At 67.5% G+C, this 20,015-nt stretch carries 21 protein-coding genes; 5 read left to right on the top strand and 16 right to left on the bottom strand.

Going from position 1 to position 20,015, the window contains the following annotated elements; translation table 11 throughout:
- Positions 1-16 precede the first annotated feature (16 nt).
- From K2Y56_RS22795 to K2Y56_RS22775, 5 genes are all read right to left on the bottom strand, one after another.
- Positions 17-160: a hypothetical protein gene (locus K2Y56_RS22795; protein ID WP_292513230.1), complete on the bottom strand. Its 144-nt coding sequence runs from the start codon at positions 158-160 to the stop codon at positions 17-19.
- 222 nt (positions 161-382) lie between these two features.
- Complete coding sequence (locus K2Y56_RS22790) at positions 383-826, bottom strand: PilZ domain-containing protein (protein ID WP_292513227.1); 444 nt, start codon at positions 824-826, stop codon at positions 383-385.
- 108 nt (positions 827-934) lie between these two features.
- A complete protein-coding gene (locus tag K2Y56_RS22785) occupies positions 935-1,438 on the bottom strand; it encodes a TIGR00645 family protein (protein WP_292513225.1) in 504 nt (167 codons plus the stop codon).
- A gap of 87 nt (positions 1,439-1,525) precedes the next feature.
- Positions 1,526-2,185 carry a peptide-methionine (S)-S-oxide reductase MsrA gene (gene msrA, locus K2Y56_RS22780; RefSeq protein ID WP_292513222.1) on the bottom strand — a complete coding sequence of 220 codons (660 nt, stop codon included), beginning with the start codon at positions 2,183-2,185 and terminating at the stop codon, positions 1,526-1,528.
- A 170-nt stretch (positions 2,186-2,355) separates the two neighbouring features.
- Positions 2,356-2,676 carry a PetM family of cytochrome b6f complex subunit 7 gene (locus tag K2Y56_RS22775; protein ID WP_292513219.1) on the bottom strand — a complete coding sequence of 107 codons (321 nt, stop codon included), beginning with the start codon at positions 2,674-2,676 and terminating at the stop codon, positions 2,356-2,358.
- Positions 2,677-2,758: 82 nt separating this feature from the next.
- On the opposite strand from K2Y56_RS22775, the gene K2Y56_RS22770 reads away from it, so the two are divergent.
- Positions 2,759-3,478 carry an HAD family hydrolase gene (locus tag K2Y56_RS22770; RefSeq protein WP_292513216.1) on the top strand — a complete coding sequence of 240 codons (720 nt, stop codon included), beginning with the start codon at positions 2,759-2,761 and terminating at the stop codon, positions 3,476-3,478.
- A gap of 203 nt (positions 3,479-3,681) precedes the next feature.
- Here the strand turns inward: K2Y56_RS22770 and K2Y56_RS22765 are convergent, their stop codons facing one another.
- Positions 3,682-4,068 (bottom strand): response regulator, encoded by a 387-nt coding sequence (locus tag K2Y56_RS22765; protein ID WP_292513214.1) that lies wholly within the window; start codon positions 4,066-4,068, stop codon positions 3,682-3,684.
- 108 nt (positions 4,069-4,176) lie between these two features.
- Positions 4,177-5,430, bottom strand: a complete 1,254-nt coding sequence (locus K2Y56_RS22760; protein WP_292513212.1) for an adenosylmethionine--8-amino-7-oxononanoate transaminase — start codon at positions 5,428-5,430, stop codon at positions 4,177-4,179.
- A gap of 77 nt (positions 5,431-5,507) precedes the next feature.
- Between K2Y56_RS22760 and K2Y56_RS22755 the strand changes: the two genes are divergently transcribed.
- A complete protein-coding gene (locus K2Y56_RS22755) occupies positions 5,508-6,623 on the top strand; it encodes an 8-amino-7-oxononanoate synthase (RefSeq protein WP_292513209.1) in 1,116 nt (371 codons plus the stop codon).
- A gap of 276 nt (positions 6,624-6,899) precedes the next feature.
- Here K2Y56_RS22755 and K2Y56_RS22750 read toward each other — a convergent pair whose 3' ends face one another.
- The 6 genes from K2Y56_RS22750 to K2Y56_RS22725 all read right to left on the bottom strand — a co-directional run bounded on the left by K2Y56_RS22750 (position 6,900) and on the right by K2Y56_RS22725 (position 12,429).
- The gene (locus K2Y56_RS22750) at positions 6,900-8,021 is read right to left on the bottom strand and encodes a branched-chain amino acid ABC transporter substrate-binding protein (protein ID WP_292513206.1); all 1,122 of its coding nucleotides are present in this window, start codon (positions 8,019-8,021) and stop codon (positions 6,900-6,902) included.
- 61 nt (positions 8,022-8,082) lie between these two features.
- Positions 8,083-8,433 (bottom strand): DUF6867 family protein, encoded by a 351-nt coding sequence (locus K2Y56_RS22745; RefSeq protein WP_292513303.1) that lies wholly within the window; start codon positions 8,431-8,433, stop codon positions 8,083-8,085.
- A complete protein-coding gene (locus tag K2Y56_RS22740; RefSeq protein WP_292513204.1) occupies positions 8,433-9,215 on the bottom strand; it encodes an ABC transporter ATP-binding protein in 783 nt (260 codons plus the stop codon). Before K2Y56_RS22740 ends, K2Y56_RS22745 begins: the two co-directional genes overlap by 1 nt.
- A gap of 10 nt (positions 9,216-9,225) precedes the next feature.
- Entirely contained in the window at positions 9,226-10,038 is an 813-nt protein-coding gene (locus tag K2Y56_RS22735; protein WP_292513299.1) for an ABC transporter ATP-binding protein, read from the bottom strand.
- A 95-nt stretch (positions 10,039-10,133) separates the two neighbouring features.
- Positions 10,134-11,510: a high-affinity branched-chain amino acid ABC transporter permease LivM gene (gene livM / locus K2Y56_RS22730; RefSeq protein WP_292513201.1), complete on the bottom strand. Its 1,377-nt coding sequence runs from the start codon at positions 11,508-11,510 to the stop codon at positions 10,134-10,136.
- 1 nt (position 11,511) lies between these two features.
- Complete coding sequence (locus K2Y56_RS22725) at positions 11,512-12,429, bottom strand: branched-chain amino acid ABC transporter permease LivH (protein ID WP_292513198.1); 918 nt, start codon at positions 12,427-12,429, stop codon at positions 11,512-11,514.
- Between the two features lie 319 nt (positions 12,430-12,748).
- On the opposite strand from K2Y56_RS22725, the gene K2Y56_RS22720 reads away from it, so the two are divergent.
- The 3 genes from K2Y56_RS22720 to K2Y56_RS22710 all read left to right on the top strand — a co-directional run bounded on the left by K2Y56_RS22720 (position 12,749) and on the right by K2Y56_RS22710 (position 16,796).
- Positions 12,749-14,908, top strand: a complete 2,160-nt coding sequence (locus tag K2Y56_RS22720) for an exopolysaccharide transport family protein (protein ID WP_292513195.1) — start codon at positions 12,749-12,751, stop codon at positions 14,906-14,908.
- Positions 14,909-14,910: 2 nt separating this feature from the next.
- Positions 14,911-16,290 carry a VpsF family polysaccharide biosynthesis protein gene (locus K2Y56_RS22715; protein WP_292513192.1) on the top strand — a complete coding sequence of 460 codons (1,380 nt, stop codon included), beginning with the start codon at positions 14,911-14,913 and terminating at the stop codon, positions 16,288-16,290.
- An 83-nt stretch (positions 16,291-16,373) separates the two neighbouring features.
- Positions 16,374-16,796 carry a DUF2314 domain-containing protein gene (locus tag K2Y56_RS22710; RefSeq protein WP_292513189.1) on the top strand — a complete coding sequence of 141 codons (423 nt, stop codon included), beginning with the start codon at positions 16,374-16,376 and terminating at the stop codon, positions 16,794-16,796.
- A 257-nt stretch (positions 16,797-17,053) separates the two neighbouring features.
- On the opposite strand, the gene K2Y56_RS22705 is transcribed toward K2Y56_RS22710, so the two are convergent.
- From K2Y56_RS22705 to K2Y56_RS22695, 3 genes are all read right to left on the bottom strand, one after another.
- Positions 17,054-17,290: a hypothetical protein gene (locus tag K2Y56_RS22705; protein ID WP_292513186.1), complete on the bottom strand. Its 237-nt coding sequence runs from the start codon at positions 17,288-17,290 to the stop codon at positions 17,054-17,056.
- A gap of 236 nt (positions 17,291-17,526) precedes the next feature.
- Positions 17,527-18,687: a cellulase family glycosylhydrolase gene (locus K2Y56_RS22700; protein WP_292513296.1), complete on the bottom strand. Its 1,161-nt coding sequence runs from the start codon at positions 18,685-18,687 to the stop codon at positions 17,527-17,529.
- 86 nt (positions 18,688-18,773) lie between these two features.
- A complete protein-coding gene (locus tag K2Y56_RS22695) occupies positions 18,774-19,967 on the bottom strand; it encodes a DUF1972 domain-containing protein (protein ID WP_292513183.1) in 1,194 nt (397 codons plus the stop codon).
- Between the last annotated feature and the right edge of the window lie 48 nt (positions 19,968-20,015).

Raw genomic sequence — 20,015 nt, 5'->3', positions numbered from 1 at the left:
CCTCGGCAGGTCTCAGTTAGAGGAGCGGTATGTAGATGAGGGAACTGCCGCCGAGGCAGAAGAAGTCGACGAAGGGGCCGAAAAGGTAGCTGCGCCGTTCCGGGCGCTCGGCGATGGGGAGCGCGGCGGCACGGTCGAAGGTGGCGTTCATCGCACTCACGATACCGCGGTCCGATCAAGGATGTCCTCGAGCCTAGAGCGAGATGCTGGAGCTTTCGTAAATACGGGGGAAATCCGGCCTCCACCGGTCACGACCGTTACAAGCTCAGGCGGCGGAGGGGTCAGCCCCATGATCGGTTAACTGGGTCCGGACTTTTGCGTTTGGCGAAAGTGGTCACCAAGCCACGCGGATGCCGACGGCGGATCCGCGTGCGAGAAGCGATCAGAACGACGAGACGCGGCTGCGGCGGGACCCGATCGCCTTGTATTCCGGGGCGGTGCTGTTCGCCACCGCGGGTTCTTCCACCCGCACCGGATCCGGGAGCTTACCGACCCGTTCGATGCGGACGCCGACGTAGTTGCCCCGGCGCCAGGCGAGCTTGACCAGACAGACGAAATTGCGCCCGACGACCTTGAGCATGAAGGTCTCGGGCAATTCGTAACGGCTCGGCACGCCGAGCCTAGCGCCCGATTTCGAGATGTCCTTCACATTGCAGGAGATTTCGGTCCCGTCGAGCAGCCGGATCAGGGCGATCCAGTTCGTCTCGCTACGGGGTTCCCGGCGCTCGACGAAGGCGGCTTCGGTCGATCCTTGAGCGTCGACATCCCGCGCGAGGAGCGCCCGGCTCTCGCTATCCTCGACAACGTCCTGCTCATGCAGTGGCACGTCTTTCTCCGCCTCGAAATGCTGGCGGAGCACAAATTGAAGCTAAAAGCTTAAGGTTTTCACCTCGCGAAAAGAAAACGCTCTTCACGAGAACGTTAACATGGGCAATCACTTATCGTGATGCCCAGCGGCAATGCGGTCCGTGAGTGCCATGAGAATCCCCGAGACCACGAAGACCATGTGAATACCGACGAGCCAAGCAAGTTCTCGATCGCTTGCGTTCTTGATGTCCATGAAAGACTTCAAGAGCTGAATCGCCGAGATCGCCACAATCGACGACAGAAGCTTCAGCTTGAGGCCGGTGAAATCGATCGTCCCCATCCATTCCGGCCAGTCCTTATGGTCAGAATGGTCGAATTTAGAGACGAAGTTCTCGTAGCCGGAGAACATCACGATGATCAGCAGCGAGGCTGTGAAGGATAGGTCGACGAGGGTCAGCACGCCGAGGATGATCTGCGCCTCATTCGCCTCGGTGGCGTGGCCGACAAAGTGGATCAGTTCTTGAATCAGCTTGTACAGCAGCACCATGATGCCGATGGCGAGTGCGCCGTAGAATGGCGCCAACAGCCATCGGCTCGCGAATAGCGCCCGCTCGAAGATCCGCTCCATCATTCCCTCGAATCCCGGCCCCAGACGAGCGGGGATGTGACATGGGCGACGTGGAGCGGCAAGGCAAAGCTTGGGCCGGGCAGCCCTGCGTCAGGCAGCGATGCCGGTCCCGATCGGACAGCTCACTCCGGTGCCGCCGACCCCGCAATAGCCCGAGGGGTTCTTGGCGAGGTACTGCTGGTGGTAGCCTTCGGCGAAGTAGAAGGCCTCGAGCGGCTTGATCTCGGTTGTGATGGGCGGGAAGCCGCGGGCTTCCAGCGCCTCGCCATAGGCTGCACGCATCGCCTGCGCGGTCGCGACCTGGGCATCGTCCAGGGTGTAGATGCCCGATCGGTACTGCGTGCCGATATCGTTGCCCTGGCGCATGCCCTGAGTCGGGTCGTGGTTCTCGAAGAAGGTCTTGAGCACCAAATCGAGGGGTAGCACGGTGGGATCGAACACCACGAGCACGACCTCGTTGTGCCCCGTCTGCCCGGAGCAGACCTCCTCGTAGGTCGGGTTCGGCGTGTAGCCGCCGGCATAGCCCACGGCGGTGACGAAGACGCCTTCGGGCAGCTGCCAGAACTTGCGCTCGGTGCCCCAGAAGCATCCGAGCCCGAGAACGATCCGCTCGGATCCCTCGGGATACGGTCCTTTCAGCGGATTGCCGTTGACGAAGTGACGCTCGGCGGTCGTGATCGGATCCGAGCGGCCGGGCAGGGCCTCGGCGGCGCTCGGCATCACCGGCCGCTTGCGGAACATCTGGAGCATCGCTGGTCTCCTCGTCGGTCGAAGGGGAGCTCTGTATATGGTGCACAGGCAGCCGGTTTCGTAGGGTCATGCCATTTCCGCTCGATCGCATTGCGATGCCTAATGAGCTTCGCCCAAGCGCCGCGCGGACTGCCTGAGACAGCGCCCGCTTTGTTCAAGCGGCCGCTGTCTCAGGCGGGACCCGGATAGGTCGCCGGCTCGCGGATCGGCTGCCCGAGCCAGATCAGGATGATCCCGAGGGCGAGGGCGACCAGCGCGGCAGGCGCGACGCTGAGGGGCAACAGGATCGCTTGCCACAACCAGGGAGCGGCGGCGGACACGGCGGTCTTGAGACTCGCCAGCGGCGCCGCGAGTGCCGTCAGCGGCAGGGCGTCGAGGGTCGTGAAGCGCAAGGCATTGTTGGCGATCGAGCGGGCGCCGTCATAGACGAGACAGACGAAGCCCGCGGCCAGGATCACGAAGCCGAGGGAACGGAGGAGGAAGCGGAACATCGCGTCGTGGAACCTGTGAGGGTTGGACAGGGACGAGACGGGGCGTTTGCAGCCCACAGCGCAGCCATGCCACAGGGGCCGCATGCGGGACAGTGTACCAGAGACGGCGACGGGCGGCGGCAGGGCCGCGGAGGGCGAGACTCCCCTCGGCCTCGTGATCTTCGATTGCGATGGCGTGCTCATCGATAGTGAGCCGATCAGCCTGGCCTGCCTCACCGCCGGCCTCAACCGTATCGGCGTCACCATCGACGTCGACACCGTGCGGGCGCGCTTCGCCGGCACGTCCATGCCCTCGATCATGACGGCGATCGAAGGCGAGACCGGCATCGCCGCTCCCGAGGGTTTCGTGGCGGACGTGAAGGCCGAGACCCTGCGGGCTTTCGACGAAAGACTTGAGGCGATGCCCAGCATCGCCGAAGCCGCGGCGTCCCTCGCCCTGCCCTTCTGCGTCGCCTCGAGCAGCGATCCAGTTCGCCTTCGCCATTCGCTCGGCCTCACCGGCCTGCTGCCGCTGTTCGACGGCCGGATCTTCTCCTCCACCATGGTCGCGCGCGGAAAGCCGGCTCCGGACCTGTTCCTGTACGCGGCGGCTGAGATCGGCATCGAACCCGCCGCCTGCCTCGTGATCGAGGACAGCGTGCCGGGCGTCACCGCCGCGGTGGCGGCAGGGATGCGGGTAGCCGGCTTTACCGGCGGCGGCCACTGGCATCACGACCGTTCCGGCAGGGATCTCGCGGTAGCCGGAGCGAACCCGATCTTCAGCGATCATCGCGATTTGGCGAGGATCGTAGCAGGCCGGTGATTCTGTTTCCGCGGCACGAATTCTGGGTGGCCCACCCGAACCTCATCCCAGAGGTGCCGTAGCGCAGCGGAGGCCTCGAAGGAGGCCTCCTGACACCACTACGATCCCTGGAGCCCTCCTTGGAGGCCGCTGACGCGGCGCCTCAGGATGAGGTGATCGGATGGGCGGGTGCGTATCAGAGGGTCAACATTTCTTCCGTACCGTCAGCACGGCAGCAGCCGCTTGATCTGATCGAGAATGTCCTCGCCCGTGCAGGGGCGGGCGATGAATTGCGCGCCTTCGGGCATGCGGGCCGGGTCGGGGGCCGCCCGCCCGGAAACGATGACGATGGGCAGTTGCGGCCGCGCTTCCGAGACCGCGTTGGCAAGGTCGAAGCCGTTGACCTTGCCCGATAATTCGACGTCGGTGATGAGGCCGCAGATGTCCGGCCGAGCCTGAAGGATACCCATGGCCCGCTCGGCCGAGGCACATTGCACGGTCTCGTAGCCGCCCTCTTCCAGCACGTCGGCCAGATCCATGATCGTCAGGGCCTCATCCTCCACCACCAGGATGACGGGGCGCTCGCCGGCGAGGCTCGTCGTCTCTTCCACCACGATCTTCGTCCCTCTCGCAGGGGTTCCGCAGCGGTGCGTGCGCGGACGCACCGTGCCTTACGTCCAGAGACCCAACGAGGAAGCGCGGCCCGGGTTGCAGTTCGATCAGCCGCTGACCTCCCGCACAACGGCACCGACGCTGTCGAGAAGCTGATCGAGGTCGGTCGTATCGATCGTCAGGGCAGGCGTCAGATAGACGATGTCGCCGAAGGGCCGCACCCAGACGCCACGCTCGATGAAGCGGCGTTTCAGCTCGGCGAGGTCGGGGGCTCTGGCAAACTGTACCGCCCCGATCGCCCCGAGCACGCGCACGTCGGCAATGCCCGGCTCGGCTCGCAGCGGCGCCAGTCCTCGGGCGAGGCAGGCCTCGATGGCACGGGCTTCGGCGAGGCGCGGCTCGATTTCGAACAGGTCGAGGCTGGCATTAGCGGCGGCGCAGGCCAGGGGGTTCGCCATGAAAGTCGGGCCGTGCATCAGAGCGGCGCCCGGATCGTCGGACAGGAAGGCCTCGAAAACCTCGCGCGTCGCGACCGTGGCGGCGAGCGCCATGGTGCCTCCGGTGAGCGCTTTGGACAGGCACAGGATGTCGGGCACGATGCCGGCCTGCTCGCAGGCGAAGAGGGTCCCGGTGCGGCCGAAGCCGGTGAAGATCTCGTCGGCGATGAGGGGCAGCCCATGCTTCCTGGCGAGGCGCGAGACGGTCGCCAGCACCTCGGGTGGATGCATTGTCATGCCGCCGGCCCCCTGCACCAGGGGCTCGACGATCACCGCCGCGAGGGTCTCGCGACGGGCGGCGAGACAGGCGTCGAGAGCCTGCGTCTCGGCGATACTGCGCGGGAGATCGCAGAACACCTGCTCCGGCAGGTAGCCGCCGAACGCGCGGTGCATGCCCTCGTCGGGATCGCAGACCGACATCGCCCCCATCGTGTCGCCATGATAGCCGCCGCGGAAGGCGAGGACCCGGTTGCGCCCCGCGACCCCGCGATTGCGCCACATCTGCACCGCCATCTTCAACGCCACCTCGACGGCGACCGAGCCGGAATCGGTGAAGAAGACGTAGGAGAGTTCCCCCGGCAGCAGCTCGGCGAGCCGCGCCGCCAGGCGCTCGGCCGGCGCGTGGGTCAGCCCGCCGAACATGACATGCGGCATCGCTTCGAGCTGTGCAGCGACGGCGGCGCGGATATGCGGATGGTTGTAGCCATGCACAGCCGTCCACCACGAGGCGATGCCGTCGACGAGTTCGCGCCCGTCGGCGAGGACGATGCGCGAGCCGTGGGTGCGAACCGCCTCCAGCGGCGGCGCGGCCGTCCTCATCTGGGTGTAGGGTCGCCAGAGGGTGTTTTCGCGTGAAACATCCATGGAACGGAAGTGCGGGCCCGAAGGAGCGCGGTCAAGGGCGCCTTGACATCGCCGGCTGCCGGCGGCCTTCACGGACCATGTCCAGCCTCGACGATTTCGCCAGCGCCGAACTCGCGCGTCTCGATACGGGCGCCCTGCGCCGGCGCCTCGCGACCACCGACCGCGGCGAGGGTGCCTTTGCCGACCGGAATGGTCGCCGGCTCGTCTCGTTCTCCTGCAACGACTATCTCGGTCTGTCGCATCACCCGCGCGTCATCGCCGCGGCGCAGGAGGCGGCGGCCCGCCACGGCACCGGGGCCGGAGCCTCGCGCCTCGTCACCGGCAACCATCAGGTCCTGGAGGTCCTGGAGGCGAGGCTCGCCGCACATAAGGGAACCGAGGCAGCCCTCGTCTTCGGCAGCGGCTACCTCGCCAATCTCGGGATCGTCCCGGCGCTCGTCGGCCCGCGCGACCTCATCCTCATCGACGCCCTCGGCCATTCCTGCCTGTTCGCGGGCGCCCGGGTCTCGGGCTCCGAGGTGGTCCGGTTCCGGCACAACGATGTCAGCCACCTCGCTGAGGAGCTCTCTGCCCGCCGGGCCAAGCACAAGCGCGCGCTGATCCTCACGGAGCGGGTCTTCAGCATGGATGGCGACCGGGCGCCCCTCGACGCGATCCTCGACATCGCCGGGCTCCACGATGCATGGACCCTCGTCGACGACGCCCACGGCCTTGGCGTCGTCGAGGCGGGTTGTAGGGCGCCCCTGGAGATGGGGACGCTGTCGAAGACGCTCGGCTCCTATGGCGGCTATCTCTGCGCGTCGCGGGCAGTGATCGACCTGATGACGAGCCGGGCGCGCAGCTTCGTCTACACCACCGGCCTGCCCCCGGCCTCGGCGGCGGCGGCCCTCGCGGCCCTCGACATCGTCGAGGCGGAACCCGAGCGCGCCGACCGCCCGCTGATGCTGGCGCGCCGTCTCACCGAAAGACTGGGGCTACCGAAAGCCGAGAGCCCCATCGTGCCGATCCATGTGGGCGAGGCGAGCGCGGCCCTGGCCTTGTCGGCGGCGCTCGAAGCGCGAGGGTTTCTCGTGGTGGCGATCCGCCCGCCGACGGTTCCGGCCGGCACGGCGCGGCTGCGAGTGGCGCTGTCGGCGGCTCACAGCGAGGCGCAGGTCGATGCCTTGGCGGAGGCGATTGTTGAATTGAGGTGAGCGCGTACCGGAAACAGCATTGATATTGTTTCCAAGCGATCACTCCGCGCCGATGCGTCCCCTCTCCCCGCCGGGCGGGGAGAGGGCTTCATGCACCTTGGAGTGCATGAAGCGAGCGGAGCGAGGGTGAGGGGGTCTCGCCGCGTGAGGCTCCTCCGACGAGCCCCCCTCACCCCCGGCTGCCGCCTCGTCGCGCTCCCCGACGAGGGGGAGACGCGACCCTCTCCCCGCGAGCGGGGAGAGGAATTCGGTGTTTCCCGTGAAACACGCGCGGTCTTACGGCAGCTCGTTGCCGGCGTAGTTGATCGAGCCGTCGGCACCCTTCTTCCACATGTACATGACGTAGTCGGGCCGGGTGATGTCGCCCTTCTTGTCGTAGGAGATGTCGCCGATCACCGTGTCGAACGGCTTGCCCTGGTGCATGTAGTCGGCGAGCTTCTTGCCGTCGGTCGACTTCGTGGCAATCATCGCCTGCTGGAGGATCTGCATCGCCGCGTAGGTGTAGAGGGTGTAGCCCTCCGGATCGATCTTCTTGGCGCGGAAGGCGTCGACGATCGCCTTGGCCTTCTCGTTCTTGCGGGCGTCGGGCGAGAAGGTCATCAGGCTGCCGTCGGCGCCGGGGCCGGCGATCTGAGCGAATTCCCGGTCGGCGATGCCGTCGCCGCCCATGAGCGGGGCGTTGAGGCCCTGGTCGCGCATCTGGCGGATCAGGAGGCCGGCCTCGGTGTGAAGGCCGCCGAAATAGACCACGTCGATCCCGGCCTGCTTGAGCTTCGACACCAGCGCCGAGAGGTCCTTCTCGCCGGGATTGATGCCCTCGTAGATCACGTTGGTGCCGCCCTTGGCTTTCAGCGCCTTCAGGGTCTCGTCGGCCAGACCCTTGCCGTAGGGGGTCTTGTCATGGACGAAGGCGATCTTCTTGCCCTTGAACTTGTCAGCGAGGTAGGCGCCCGCGACGCCGCCCTGCTGGTCGTCGCGGCCGCAGGTGCGGAAGGTGTTCCAGCTGCCGCGCTCGGTGAACTTGATCGCCGTCGAGGCCGGCGTGATCTGCACGATCCCGGCTTCCTGCAGCACGTCCGATTGCGGGATCGAGACGCCGGAATTGAAGTCGCCGACCATCATCTTCACCCCTTCGGAGGCGAATTTGTTGGCGACCGAGACGCCCTGCTTCGGATCGGAGGCGGCATCGCCGACCGAGCCGACGAGCTTCTCGCCGTTGACGCCGCCGGCCTTGTTGATGTCCTCGATCGCCTGGAGGAAGCCGTTCTTGAGCTGGGCGCCGAAGGCGGCGTTCGGCCCGGTGATCGGCGCGCTGAGGCCGACCTTGATCTGCGCCTGGGCGCCGGTCGCCAGCATGAGGAGGCCGAGCGCGACGCCGGCCGACAGGATCTGCTTCATCGTCTGTTTCCCCTCTAGGCCGGCATTGGGCCGGGCGTTTGAAATCGATGTCTTCGAGGCCTCACGCGTCCCGGGCGCGCCAGGTCAGCGGACCCGTGCGCTCGTAGAGCCAGCGGTACTGCGTCGTCATCTGCCGGGCGCGGGTGGCACGATAGCCCGCCGCTCCGATCAGGACGATGACGATCGCGTCGAGAGCAAACCCTGCGCCGGACAGGAGCGGCTGCTCGAACAGGGCGTAGTGCAGGAACCGCGCGACGGCGGCGACGAGGAGCAGCGCCAGCGCGCATTGCCAGAACGGCCGCCAGCCGCGCGCGATGCCGCTCCCGGTCATCCAGGCGGCCCCGCCGCCGAGGAACACGGTGACGAGGAGGAAGACGCCGAGGCTCGCAAGGTCGTGGGGCACGTCGTCGATCAATGCTGCCCCCCTTCGAGATAGGCCGCCTTCACCTGCGGATCGTCGAGGAGCGCCTTGCCGGTGCCGCTCATGGTGATCGTCCCCGTCACCATGACATAGCCGCGATGGGCGAGCTTGAGGGCGTGGTAGGCGTTCTGCTCGACGATGAAGACGGTGAGCCCGTCGGTGCGGTTGAGTTCGCGCACGGCGTTGAAGATCTGCTTGACCACCAGGGGTGCCAGGCCGAGCGAGGGCTCGTCGAGGAGGAGCAGGCGCGGCCGGCTCATCAGGGCGCGGGCGATGGCGAGCATCTGCTGCTCGCCGCCCGACATGGTGCCGCCGCGCTGGTCGATCCGCTCCTTGAGGCGCGGGAACAGGGTGCAGACCTTCTCGAGATCCTCGGCGAAATGGCGCCCGCCATTGACCGCCGCGCCCATCTGCAGGTTCTCGCGCACGGTCATGCGCGGGAAGATGCGCCGGCCCTCGGGCGATTGCGCGAGGTTGAGCCGGGCGATCTCGTGGGTCGGCATCTTCGTGATGTCGCGGCCCGCATAGGTGATGCTGCCCTGGCGCGCCTGCGGGCTGCCGAAGATCGTCATCATCAGGGTCGACTTGCCGGCGCCGTTGGCGCCGATCAGGGCGACGATCTCGCCCTCGTTGACGTCGAGATCGACGCCTTTCAGGGCCTGGATGCTGCCGTAGAAGGTCGAGACGCCGCGCACGCTGAGCAGCGGCGTCGCGGCCCGGGCCTGGGCCGCCCGCGTCTCCTCGACGAGGACATTGATGCCGGCGACGCTCATGTACGGGCTCTCATGCCTGCGCTCCCGCCAGCCCGACTTCGGCCTCCACCGCCTCGACCTCCTCGTCGTCGACGCCGAGATAGGCGGCGATGACGCGGGTATCGGTGCGGATTTGCTCGGGCGTGCCGTCGGCGATCTTGAGGCCGTAATCGAGCACCACGATCCGGTCGGAGATCTGCATCACCACCGACATGTCGTGCTCAATGAGGAGCACCGAGGTGGCGTGCTCGTCGCGGATCATGCGCAGCAGCGTGTTGAGGTCGGCCGATTCGCGAGGGTTGAGGCCGGCCGCCGGCTCGTCGAGGCAGAGCAGCACCGGGTCGGTGCACATGGCGCGGGCGATCTCGAGCCGGCGCTGGTCGCCATAGGGCAGGTCGCCCGCAGGATCGTCCGCCCGGCCGATGAGGTCGATCCGCTGGAGCCAGGCGCGGGCCTTCTCCACCGCCTCGGCTTCGGCTCGGCGATACCCGGGCAGCCCGAGAATGCCCGCGAGGCTGAAGCCGGAGGCCTGCATCAGCGGCTTGTGCTGGGCCACCATCAGGTTCTCCAGCACCGTCATCCGGGGGAACAGCCGGATGTTCTGGAAGGTGCGGGCGACCCGGGCGAGGCGGTTGACGTCGTGGCCGGGCAGGCGCTCGAGGAGATAGGCACCGCCGCCCTCCGGGCAGAGCCGGATCATGCCCTCGGTCGGCTTGTAGAAGCCGGTGATGCAGTTGAAGACCGTGGTCTTGCCCGCCCCGTTCGGGCCGATCAGCGCCGTGATGTCGCCGCGCCCGACCTTGAAGGAGAGATCGTTGACCGCGACCAGGCCGCCGAAGCGCATGGTGAGGTGATCGACGATCAGGACCGGATCGTCGGGCGGACCGTCCGCCGCCGGCGGCAGGTCGCGATGGGTGACGGCGAGGCGACCGGCGGCCTTCATCGGGCGGCCTTGCCTAAGCGGATCGAGGGCTCGCGATCCGAGATGAGCCCGCGCGGGCGCCAGACCATCATGGCCACCATGGCGAGGCCGAAGAGCAGCAGCCGGTACTCGTTGGGATCGAACCCCTCGCCGAACACCGCCCGGAGGAAGCCGAGGTTGCGCAGCAATTCGGGCGCCCCGACCATCACGATGGCGGCGATGGCGACGCCGATCTGGCTGCCCATGCCGCCCAGCACCACGATGGCGAGGATGATGGCGCTCTCGAGGAAGTTGAAGCTCTCGGGCGAGACGAAGCCCTGGCGCACGGCGAAGAACGAGCCGGCGAACCCTGCGAACATCGCCCCGAGCGCGAAGGCGGTGAGCTTCGTCATCGTCGTGTCGATGCCGAGCGAGGTGCAGGCGATCTCGTCCTCGCGCAGGGCCTCCCAGGCGCGGCCCAGCGGCAGGCGGCGCATGCGCAGGGTGACGAGGTTGGTGATCAGCGCGAGCGCCAGGATCAGGTAGTAGAGGAAGACGACCCGGTGCATCGGGTTGAAGTCGAGCCCGAAGGTCGAGGCGAACCCGCCCTCCCCCGCCGTGAAGGGGATGCCGAAGAAGCTCGCCCGCGGGATCGAGGAGATGCCGGCGGCGCCGCCCGAGAAATCGACCCAGTTGATCAGGACGAGGCGGATGATCTCGCCGAAGGCCAGGGTCACGATGGCGAGGTAGTCGCCGCGCAGTCGCAGGACCGGGAAGCCGAGGAGCACGCCGAAGGCCGCGGCGAAAAGGCCGGCCACCGGCAGGCAGACCCAGAAGGACAGGCCGAACACCGTCGAGCACAGGGCGTAGGTGTAGGCGCCGACCGCGTAGAAGGCGACGTAGCCGAGGTCGAGGAGGCCGGCGAGGCCGACCACGATGTTCAGGCCCCAGCCGAGCATGACGTAGGTCAGGATCAGGATGCCGAGGTCGATCCAGTAGCGCCCCTCGCTCAGCCCCCCGCCGCCGATGACGGCGATGAAGGGCAGTCCAAGGGCGAGGCCGAGGGTGAGCGGGCCGAGGCTGGCGGCGAGCCGCCCGACGGGTGCGGCGAGACCGCTCGCGGCCTGCTTCTCCTGCGCCGCCAGCCGGCTCTGGCCGACCCGCAGCATCACGAGGCGCTGGATCAGACGGAGGACGAAGACCGCGCCGCAGAGCGCGGCGACGAGGCCCCACCGGGTGGTGAGGTAGAGGCCGGTGCCCTGGCCGAGATCGGTGCGGATCGCGACGATCGGGATGCTGAGGCCGAAGGTGACCAGCGCGAAGAGAGCCGCATCCTTGACGATCTCGGGGAGCGCCGAGGCCTCGCGGCGGGTTCCGCTCGCCGCGGCGGCCGGGAGAGTCGAGCCCTGCGCCACGTCAGACCTTCTCCACTTCCGGCCGCCCGAGAATCCCCGAGGGCTTGAAGATCAGCACGATGATCAGGATCAGGAAGGCGGCGACGTCCTTGTACTCGATCGAGAAGTAGGCCGACCAGAACGTCTCGATGAGCCCGATGATGAGGCCGCCGATGACCGCGCCGGGCAGCGAGCCGATGCCGCCGAGGACGGCGGCCGTGAAGGCCTTCACGCCGGGCACGAAGCCGTCGGAGAACGAGACCACCCCGTAATAGAGGAGGTAGAGCGTGCCGGCGACGGCCGCGAGTGCGGCGCCGAGGACGAAGGTCAGCGAGATCGTGCGGTCGACGTTGATGCCGAGAAGCGCCGCCATGCGCCGGTCCTGCTCGCAGGCGCGCTGCGCCCGGCCGAACGGCGTCTTCTGGACGAGGTACCAGAACCCGGCGAGCAGCACCGCCGTGGTGATCATGATCAGCGCCTGCTTGTAGGACAGGGTGACCACGTAGTTCTCGTGGCTGTAGAGCACGAAGACGTCGCGCACGAGGGGTGGCACCGGCTTGTTGCGGGCGCCCTGAACCACCTGGACGAAGTTCGACAGGAAGATCGAGACGCCGATGGCCGAGATCAGCGGCGCGAGGCGGAACGAGCCGCGCAAGGGCCTGTATGCGGCTCGCTCGACCGCCCAACCCCAGAGCGAGGTGAGGGCCATGGCGCAGACCAGCACGATGACGAAGACCAGCGGCACGGAAGTCAGACCGATCCAGGTGGTGAGCGCCAGGAATACGATGAGGGCGATGAAGGCCGAGAGCATGAAGACGTCGCCATGGGCGAAGTTCACCATGCCGATGATTCCGAACACCATCGTGTAGCCGATGGCGATGAGGCCGTAGATCGAGCCCAGCGTCAGGCCGTTGATGAACTGCTGGGCGAAAAATTCCATTCGGCGGTTCTTTCCGGGCGTCTTCGCTCCCTGGAATGTCCCATTCTTGGCGTTGCGGTCAATGCATCATGGGACAGGCGGATGGCAGTCCGCGCACAAGTTTGTCGCGGTGCAGCACAAAGGTTCGGCCGAGCGGCGGCGTGGGACGAGGCGATCGTCAGGATTCGTTCACCATGTTCGCAGATGCGGCCAATCCGGAAACCTCGGCTTGGTAAATGCACCCGTAGCGTGAGGTTCGTGGCGACGCGCGGTCGCCGGGACATGGCTCGTCCTTCGGGGCAGCCGCCCGCCTGCCCGCGTCACAGGCGACCGGTAGGCCATGACGCAATTCGACGACAGGATGGGTGGACGCAGCCAGGCCTTGGCACTGGCTGGGTCGATGCATGCCGGACCGCTGAACTTCGCCGGTCCCGAACTCGACCGGACGGCCGAGATCGGCGACCTCTGGCGCATCCTGTGGCGGCGGCGCGGCTGGATCGTCTGGACGCCGCTCCTCTTCGTTGCCGCCGCCCTCGCCTACGGGCTGACGACCTCGTCGCTCTACACCGCGACCTCGCAGATCCTGATCGACCCGCGCGACCGCCAGGTGATGACGAACGACATCAACCCGGTGGCGGTGGCGCCGGATGGCGGCATCACCCAGGTCGAGAGCCAGGTCAGGCTGATCGAGTCGGCGAGCGTGCTCGGCCGCGCCATCGCGGCGACCAAGCTCACCGAGGATCCGGAATTCGCCGGCCGCGGCGATTTTTCCGCCGTCACCGACGCTCTCGGCAGGCTCGTCGGCAAGGCGCCCCCGACCGCGACCAAGGCCGATCTCGACGAGCGCACCCTGCGGGCGCTCAAGAAGCGCCTTGCCATCAAGCGCGCCGACAAGGTCTTCGTCATCGACATCATCATCACGGCCAAATCCCCCGAGAAGGCCGCCAGGCTCTCCAACGCCATCGCCAACGCCTATCTGGCGGACCTCGCCGATGCCCGCGTCCAGGCCGCCCGGAGGGCGTCCGACGAATTGATGAGCCGGCTCGACGAACAGCGCGAGAGGGTCCGGCAGGCCGAGGACAGGGCCGAGGCGTATCGATCGACGAACGACCTCGTGCGCTCGAACGGACGCCTCGTCTCCGAGCAGCAGCTCAGCGAGATCACTCTCCAGCTCGCCAATGCGCAGAGCAAGACCGCCGAGCTCAAGGCTCGGCTCGACCAGATAGAGCAGATCCGGAGGGGCGCGACAGGCAGCGAATCGACGGCCGAGGCCCTGCAATCTGCGGTGATCGGCCGGCTGCGTCAGCAATTCGCCGAGTTGTCCGAGCGCCAGGCCGACCTGTCGAGCCAGCTCGGCAGCCGCCACCCCTCGATCGTCTCGATCGCGGCGCAGATGACCGAGGTGCGCGGTCTCATCGCGGCCGAACTCGGCCGGCTCGCACGCTCGGCGCGGGCCGATTACGAGCGGGCCCAGGCCAACGAGAAGTCGCTCGGTGCCAGTCTCAAGCGCATGCAGGGCGAGACCAACACCACGTCCCAGGCCTCGATCCGCCTTCGCGAACTCGAACGCGAGGTCGAGGCGAGCCGGACCGTCTACACGACCTTCCTCACCCGCGCCCGCGAGATCCGCGACCAGGCCGGCATCGATTCGACCAATGCCCGCATCATCACCCGCGCCAACCCGCCCCAGGAGAAGAGCTGGCCCCTTCCTGGCGTCTTCGCCCTCGGGGGCCTGGCCGCCGGCCTCGGCCTCGGAACCGGCCTCGCGGTGGTGCGCGAGTACCTCAACCCGACGGTGCTCTCGCGCAACCAAATGCAGAACCTCGCCGCCGCGCCGGTCATCGGCGAGATCCCGATCCGCGTTGCCAAGGGCAAGACCGCGAATGTCGGCAAGGCGAAGGCCGCTAGGGTCGGGCCGGCAGGGTCAGGGCCAGATACCCATGCGGCAAGCCTTCTGCTCGGTCGCCTCCTCGTCTTGCGCAGCCACGTCGGTACCCGCCTGAACAGCGTCTTCGTCACCTCAGGCAAGGGCGACGAGATCGGACGGCGCCGAACTGCACAGCTCCTCGCCGCCGTCGCGGAAGCGCGCGGCTTGAGGGTGCTGTACATCGAGACGGACATGCGCGAGGAGGCCGCTTCCCCCGGCTTCCTCGACGTGCTGCGCGGCGAGCGCACCCTCAACACGGTGATCCGGGCGCAGCCCTCCACCGGCATCCGCACCCTCGGCCTCGGGCGCCAGAAGCGCGACGAGGTCGCCAGCCTCGACGCCCGCGACCGCTTCCTCGACGAGGTCGGCCGCCGGTTCGATCTCGTCGTGATCGAGGGCGGTGCGCTCGTCGAGAACATCGAGGCGACGCCTCTGATGAAGCTTTCCGACGCGGTGCTCCTCGTCGCCGATGCCGGCGTGACCACCCAGCGCGATCTCCTCGATGCCACCGAGGCGGCGATCCTCGCCGGCTGCCCGGTCTCGGCCGGCGTCCTCGTCTCACGGGCGGCGTGAGGATGCGCAGCGGCGCCCTTCCGCACCTCGATCGGCGGCAGATCCCGGCTCCGCGGTTCGCCGCCCTTGCCTCCGGGTTGGAGACGCCGCGGCGGTCGGCGCCGGTGGCCGCGCTGGTGCTCCTCACGGTGGTGCTGTTCGGCATCTCCGGTGGCATCCTCTGGCATCTCGGGCTGAACTACGATGGCATCTCGGGGAGTGCGGCGGCCAAGATCCATCCGGCCACCTATCTGGTGGTGCTGCTGTTTTGCTGGTCGGCGCTCAAGAACGGCGATCCGGTCGGGTTCGTCGTGCGCGCGTTCCAGGCCTGCCCGGCGAGCATGCTCCTCCTCTTCGTCGCCCTGTCGATGGCGGCGCACATCGCCCTGCGCGGCGCGAGCGGGCTCGCGGGCGCGATCGACACTTTCGTCGGGCCCGCCCTCCTCGTGCCGGTGATGGCCAACCTCGACACCAAGGCCCTGGGCCGGATGGAGCTGGCGCTCCACGCCGTGATGCTCGCCAACGCGCTCCTCGGCCTGTTCGAGTTCCTCAGCGGAACCCTGATCTTCCCCTACCGCTTCGAGGGCGAGTTCTTCCCCACCGATACCCGCTCGGCGGCTCTCCAGGGCCATCCCCTCGTCAACGCCACGGTGACGGCCTTTTATCTCCTCGCCCTGCAATCGGGCGGCGGCTCGGCACTGCCGGCGGCCTTTAGACTGCCGATGATGGGGCTGCAGCTCGTGGCCCTCGTCACATTCGGCGGCCGCTCGGCCATGGTCGCCGTTGTGGTGTTCGGCGGCGCCTATGCGCTGATCAGGGGGCTTCGGGTCCTGCGATCAGGCCGGGTGCCGCTGCTCGGCGCCGCGATGACTCTCGTCGTCCTCACCATCGCGCCGATCGCGGTCGTCGGCCTTGCGGTGGGCGGCTTCTTCGACAAGCTCCTGCAGCGCTTCGTCTCGGATGGCGGCAGCGCCAATGCCCGCGTCGAGATGTTCGATCTGTTCAATCGCATCCCGCTGCGCGACCTGATGTTCGGTCCCGACACCGCACTCGTCGACAGCTTGCGCCGGATCAGCGGCCTCGAATGGGGCATCGAGAACCCGATCATCCGCATGGTGCTGTACCAGGGCGTCTTCATGACCGCTCTGCTCACCGTCGCGGTGGTGCTGTTCATGATCGAGGTGGTGCGCCGCTGCCGATCCGGAACGACCTTGCCGGTGCTGGTCTTCGCGTTGCTCCTCAACACCTCCGAGAGTATCGCCGGCAAGACGACGCTGGTGATGAAGTTCGCCGTGCTGATGCTGGTGATGTTCCGGCCGTTGCCCAATGAGCCGCCGCGGCGCGCACGGGGCGTTGGCGGTCCGCCAAGGCCGTTGGATCGAGACGCGAGCCCGACGCGGTAAAGGTGAAAGTTGAGCCGAGTCGATTAAGGCGATCCTCAAGCAAGGCGGAGAGGATGGAGCATCGTCTCACGCGAGTGTCGCCCATGCGTGCCTTCCTCGTCATTCTCGCCGCGGCGGCCGGATTCGCCGTCTTCAATCCCTTCAAACCCGCAGACAAGCCGGCCGCGATCCCCGAGGCTGCCGCCGGCAGATCCGAGACGGCGCCGCGGCCGATCAAGGACAACGTCGTCGCCTACCACACCGGCGATGCGCGGATGAACGCCGCCAAGGACAAGGCCCGCGAGACCCTGCCCCGATTCGTCGAGCGGCTGGCGCGGCGCGAACCCGGTAGCTATGCGGTCAAGTTCCCCCTCGCCCAGAACGGCGCCACCGAGCACATCTGGCTCCAGGTCGATTCCCACCGCAATGGGACGTTCGAGGGCCGCCTGACCAACACACCGGTCAACGGTCGCGGATACAAGATGGGCGACCGGTTGAGCGTGCCCATGGCCCAGGTCGAGGATTGAAGCATCACGGGCCAACAAGGGATCTTCGGCGCCTACACGGCGCGCGTCGCCCTCGCCGACATGCCGGAGGAGAAAGCCCGAGCTTTGGCGGCGCGTTTTCGCGATTGAGCGAGTCCGGCGCGTGCTCCGAGCCAGATCGGCCAAGAGCTCACGCCTGGCAACTGACTTAGGCTGCCCTCGAACCCGTTCACTCTTCGGGTCACGGGCCCATGGCGGATTCATCGGCGTGTCCAAGTCGGTCGTTCTTGCCTTTACGGCTACGAACGCCGCCAAGCGTTGCTGGCTTGCAGAATGGCCCGTGCCTGACTGACGAAGCACAATGTCATCACTGCGGCGATCGCCATCAATCCGCCGAGCTGCAACCCGACCACTTCCATTCCCGGCTCGCCCCAGGATCCGGCGATCGCAAACAGCGCACCGAGCCCGCTCGCGAGGCCAAGAACCAGCGGGAAACCGAGTGCAGGGCTGGCTAGAGCTGTTGCCGTCAGCGCCAATGCAAAGACCAATCCGGCCGTTCGCCGACCCCGAGCCCATAGGGCCGTCAAACACGCGAAAACTCCGCAAACGATTCCGATTGCGGAGGCCTTCTCCAACCGCCAGTCGAGACCCAGAGGCCTGAAGGTCACGATCGAGACGACGGCGACACCACTGAGCAGGATCGTGGTGAGGAAAAGCCCGGCCCAGTTCTTCGGCGATGGACGAGGTGTATCCCGTCCGTGGCCATGATGCCTCAATCCGGCACTCTCAACCCCAGAGCCTCGGCGATGGCCCGGTCGAAGGCCCGAGTCGTGTCGTCGATGAGGCCCATGCCGTCGAACAGGTTCCAGAATGCCCAAGGGAACCCGGCGGCTTCGGCGCTCATGCGCACGTCGCGGATGTAGCGGGCGCGGTCCGGGTTCGGGGCGGCGACGTAGCGGGCATCCGAGCGCAAGGCGCCGAACTCGCCGAGGATGATGTGCTCGCGGGCGATCCCGTGGCGGCTCGCATAGTCAGCGACGCGGCCCATCGCCTGGTCGACGAACGGCCGGTCGGGCTTGGCGTCGAAATACTGGATCAGCACACGCTCGGTCTCGTCATAGGCGCTGGCCTTGGCCTCGGCCGATAGCACGGTGTCTGCGGCCATGCGGCGGCGCACGGACTCGAGCGTCGCCTCCAGTGATCCGGCGGAGGCCGGCCAAGGAACGTTGTTGAGCGCCCGGTAGACCGGTTCGCGCATCCAGGGCGCGCCCTGATGGCTGAACAGGTACGGCTCGTAGTAGTGGAAGGTGAAGAAGACCGGCGCTAGCGCCTTGATCGGGGCCGGGTCGAGCCCTTCGAGGCCCGGGATCATGCTGCCGCAGGCGCCGGTCGCGACGAGGGGCAGGTCGGAGGCCGCGAGGCGTGCCGCGTTGAGCAGAGCCATCTGCACCACCGGCCATTGGTCGGACCCGCAGGCCTGCGGCGGCTCGTTCACTGGTTCCAGGGCGACACGATCCGAGGCGAGTCGTGCGAGGACGGACGCGACATCGGCGACGAGCCCCTCATAGCCGGCAAAATATTGAGCTTGCCGGCTCGCGATCAGGCGCTGCGAATTCCAGTAATGGGTCGCCTCGTTGATCTGGAGGTTCACGATGACCGAGACGCCGGCATCGAGGCAGCGGGCGACTGCCTCCGTCAGCATACTCATGAGGGCTGAGCGCTGCGCTCCCGAGAAGGCGAGGTACGGCCCGGGATCGACGGGGATGCGCACGAAATCGAAGCCCGCCGCGGCGAGGCGGCGCAGATCGCCGGGACGCGGGACCGGGCGCTGATCCTGAAAGGGCGGCCAGGCGTAATCGGTACGTGGCCCCGGATATTCCTTGGTCAGGGAAAACCACGGCCAGAGATTGATGCCGCGCTTCAGCCGGGGCATCCGGCCCGCTGCGAGGACCGGCAGGGGCGTCGCGGCGAGACCGAGCCCGGCCAGGACCTCGCGGCGATTCACGGCGTCATGGATGCTCACCGCATCAACTCTTTCACCGGCATATCTGCGAGGACCGGGCTTCGACCGACCGGGAGCGCGCCCTCCACGAGGTAACCGCCGAGTCCACGCAGTTCCTGCTCGTAGCCTGCGAGGACGGAGGACCAGGAGAAGTCCTCCGATGCCCTGGCGCGGGCGGCCGTTCGCGCCTGCGAGAGCCAGGCGTCGTCGGTCAGGGCGGTCGCGAGCGCAGTCTCCAGGCTCTGCGCATCCGAGAAGTAGAGCTGCTCCGGGCCGGCCGTCCATGCATTGTAGGGATTGGCGTGGGCGATCACCGCATTGCCCGCCCAGAGCGACTCCACCAGCGACGGGTTGGTCCCGCCCACCGTATGGCCGTGGAGATAGGCCCGGGCATGGAAGCGCAAGGCCTGAAGCACCGGCGAATCGTAGATCGGACCCGGAAACAGGACCTCTTCGCCGGCAGCCGCCCGCACTGCCCGATGGTAGGCGTTGGCGCCGTCGAGCTTGCCGAGGACCACGAGCTTCACGCCGCGTCGAACCTGCGAGAAGGTCTCGACGATGGGCAAGATGCTGTTGTCCGGCTCGATCCGGGCCACGGAGATCAGGTATCGGTCAGGCGAGAGATCGAAGCGGGCGAGTGGTGCGACGGGTGCCGTCAAGACCTCCTCGCCGCCATAGGGGATCATGGCGATGGCCCGGCGCGGGCGGCGGGTCGCGATGTGGTCGGCAATGACCGGATGGTCGGCGACGAGGCGCTGCGACGACCATGCGGCGATCCACTCGTTCACCCAGAACCATGCCTTCACGGCACGTCCCCATTTCGGCCGGCGCCACTCGATGCCGTCCATATTGGTGAGGATCTTCGCCCCGCTCAAGCGCAAATACGGCAGGAACACCGCGCCATTGTAGCCGAGCACAAGGCAGACCGCGTTGCGGTCGGCGGCGTGGCGGACGCAATGGGCGTCGAAGTCGAGGGTGCCGGCGGGCCCGGTCGAGGTGATCTCGACATGGATCTGCTCGATGCCGCGCCAGTAGGTGCTGGAGAAACGCTGCTTCAGGACCGGGACGTCGCGCTGGCAATAGACGCCGACGTCCCAGCCGCGATCGACGAGGTAGAGGGCGAGGCGTTCGGCGAAGGTCTCGAAACCGCCGTGCGCCGCCGGGATGCCCCGCGTCCCGAGGATGAGCATGGAAGGTCGGCGCGTGGTCATGCGGGGTCGTCCTGGCAACGTGCGAGCCCGCTCGGGCCAAGGCCCTGA

This window comes from Methylobacterium sp., assembly GCF_019745455.1.
GTDB lineage: Bacteria > Pseudomonadota > Alphaproteobacteria > Rhizobiales > Beijerinckiaceae > Methylobacterium.
The sequence above is the reverse complement of the archived record's forward strand: the minus strand, read 5'-3'. Positions and strand labels throughout refer to the sequence as shown.

Excerpts from the sequence above, each read along its gene's own strand:
- K2Y56_RS22715 (WP_292513192.1), top strand. The coding sequence starts at position 14,911 with ATGCGCAGCGGCGCCCTTCCGCACCTCGATCGGCGGCAGATCCCGGCT.
- K2Y56_RS22695 (WP_292513183.1), bottom strand. The coding sequence starts at position 19,967 with ATGACCACGCGCCGACCTTCCATGCTCATCCTCGGGACGCGGGGCATC.
- K2Y56_RS22725 (WP_292513198.1), bottom strand. The coding sequence starts at position 12,429 with ATGGAATTTTTCGCCCAGCAGTTCATCAACGGCCTGACGCTGGGCTCG.
- K2Y56_RS22760 (WP_292513212.1), bottom strand. The coding sequence starts at position 5,430 with ATGGATGTTTCACGCGAAAACACCCTCTGGCGACCCTACACCCAGATG.
- K2Y56_RS22755 (WP_292513209.1), top strand. The coding sequence starts at position 5,508 with ATGTCCAGCCTCGACGATTTCGCCAGCGCCGAACTCGCGCGTCTCGAT.
- K2Y56_RS22770 (WP_292513216.1), top strand. The coding sequence starts at position 2,759 with ATGCGGGACAGTGTACCAGAGACGGCGACGGGCGGCGGCAGGGCCGCG.
- K2Y56_RS22720 (WP_292513195.1), top strand. The coding sequence starts at position 12,749 with ATGACGCAATTCGACGACAGGATGGGTGGACGCAGCCAGGCCTTGGCA.
- msrA (WP_292513222.1), bottom strand. The coding sequence starts at position 2,185 with ATGCTCCAGATGTTCCGCAAGCGGCCGGTGATGCCGAGCGCCGCCGAG.
- K2Y56_RS22785 (WP_292513225.1), bottom strand. The coding sequence starts at position 1,438 with ATGATGGAGCGGATCTTCGAGCGGGCGCTATTCGCGAGCCGATGGCTG.
- K2Y56_RS22710 (WP_292513189.1), top strand. The coding sequence starts at position 16,374 with ATGCGTGCCTTCCTCGTCATTCTCGCCGCGGCGGCCGGATTCGCCGTC.
- K2Y56_RS22750 (WP_292513206.1), bottom strand. The coding sequence starts at position 8,021 with ATGAAGCAGATCCTGTCGGCCGGCGTCGCGCTCGGCCTCCTCATGCTG.
- K2Y56_RS22735 (WP_292513299.1), bottom strand. The coding sequence starts at position 10,038 with ATGCGCTTCGGCGGCCTGGTCGCGGTCAACGATCTCTCCTTCAAGGTC.
- K2Y56_RS22700 (WP_292513296.1), bottom strand. The coding sequence starts at position 18,687 with ATGCCCCGGCTGAAGCGCGGCATCAATCTCTGGCCGTGGTTTTCCCTG.
- K2Y56_RS22775 (WP_292513219.1), bottom strand. The coding sequence starts at position 2,676 with ATGTTCCGCTTCCTCCTCCGTTCCCTCGGCTTCGTGATCCTGGCCGCG.
- K2Y56_RS22740 (WP_292513204.1), bottom strand. The coding sequence starts at position 9,215 with ATGAGCGTCGCCGGCATCAATGTCCTCGTCGAGGAGACGCGGGCGGCC.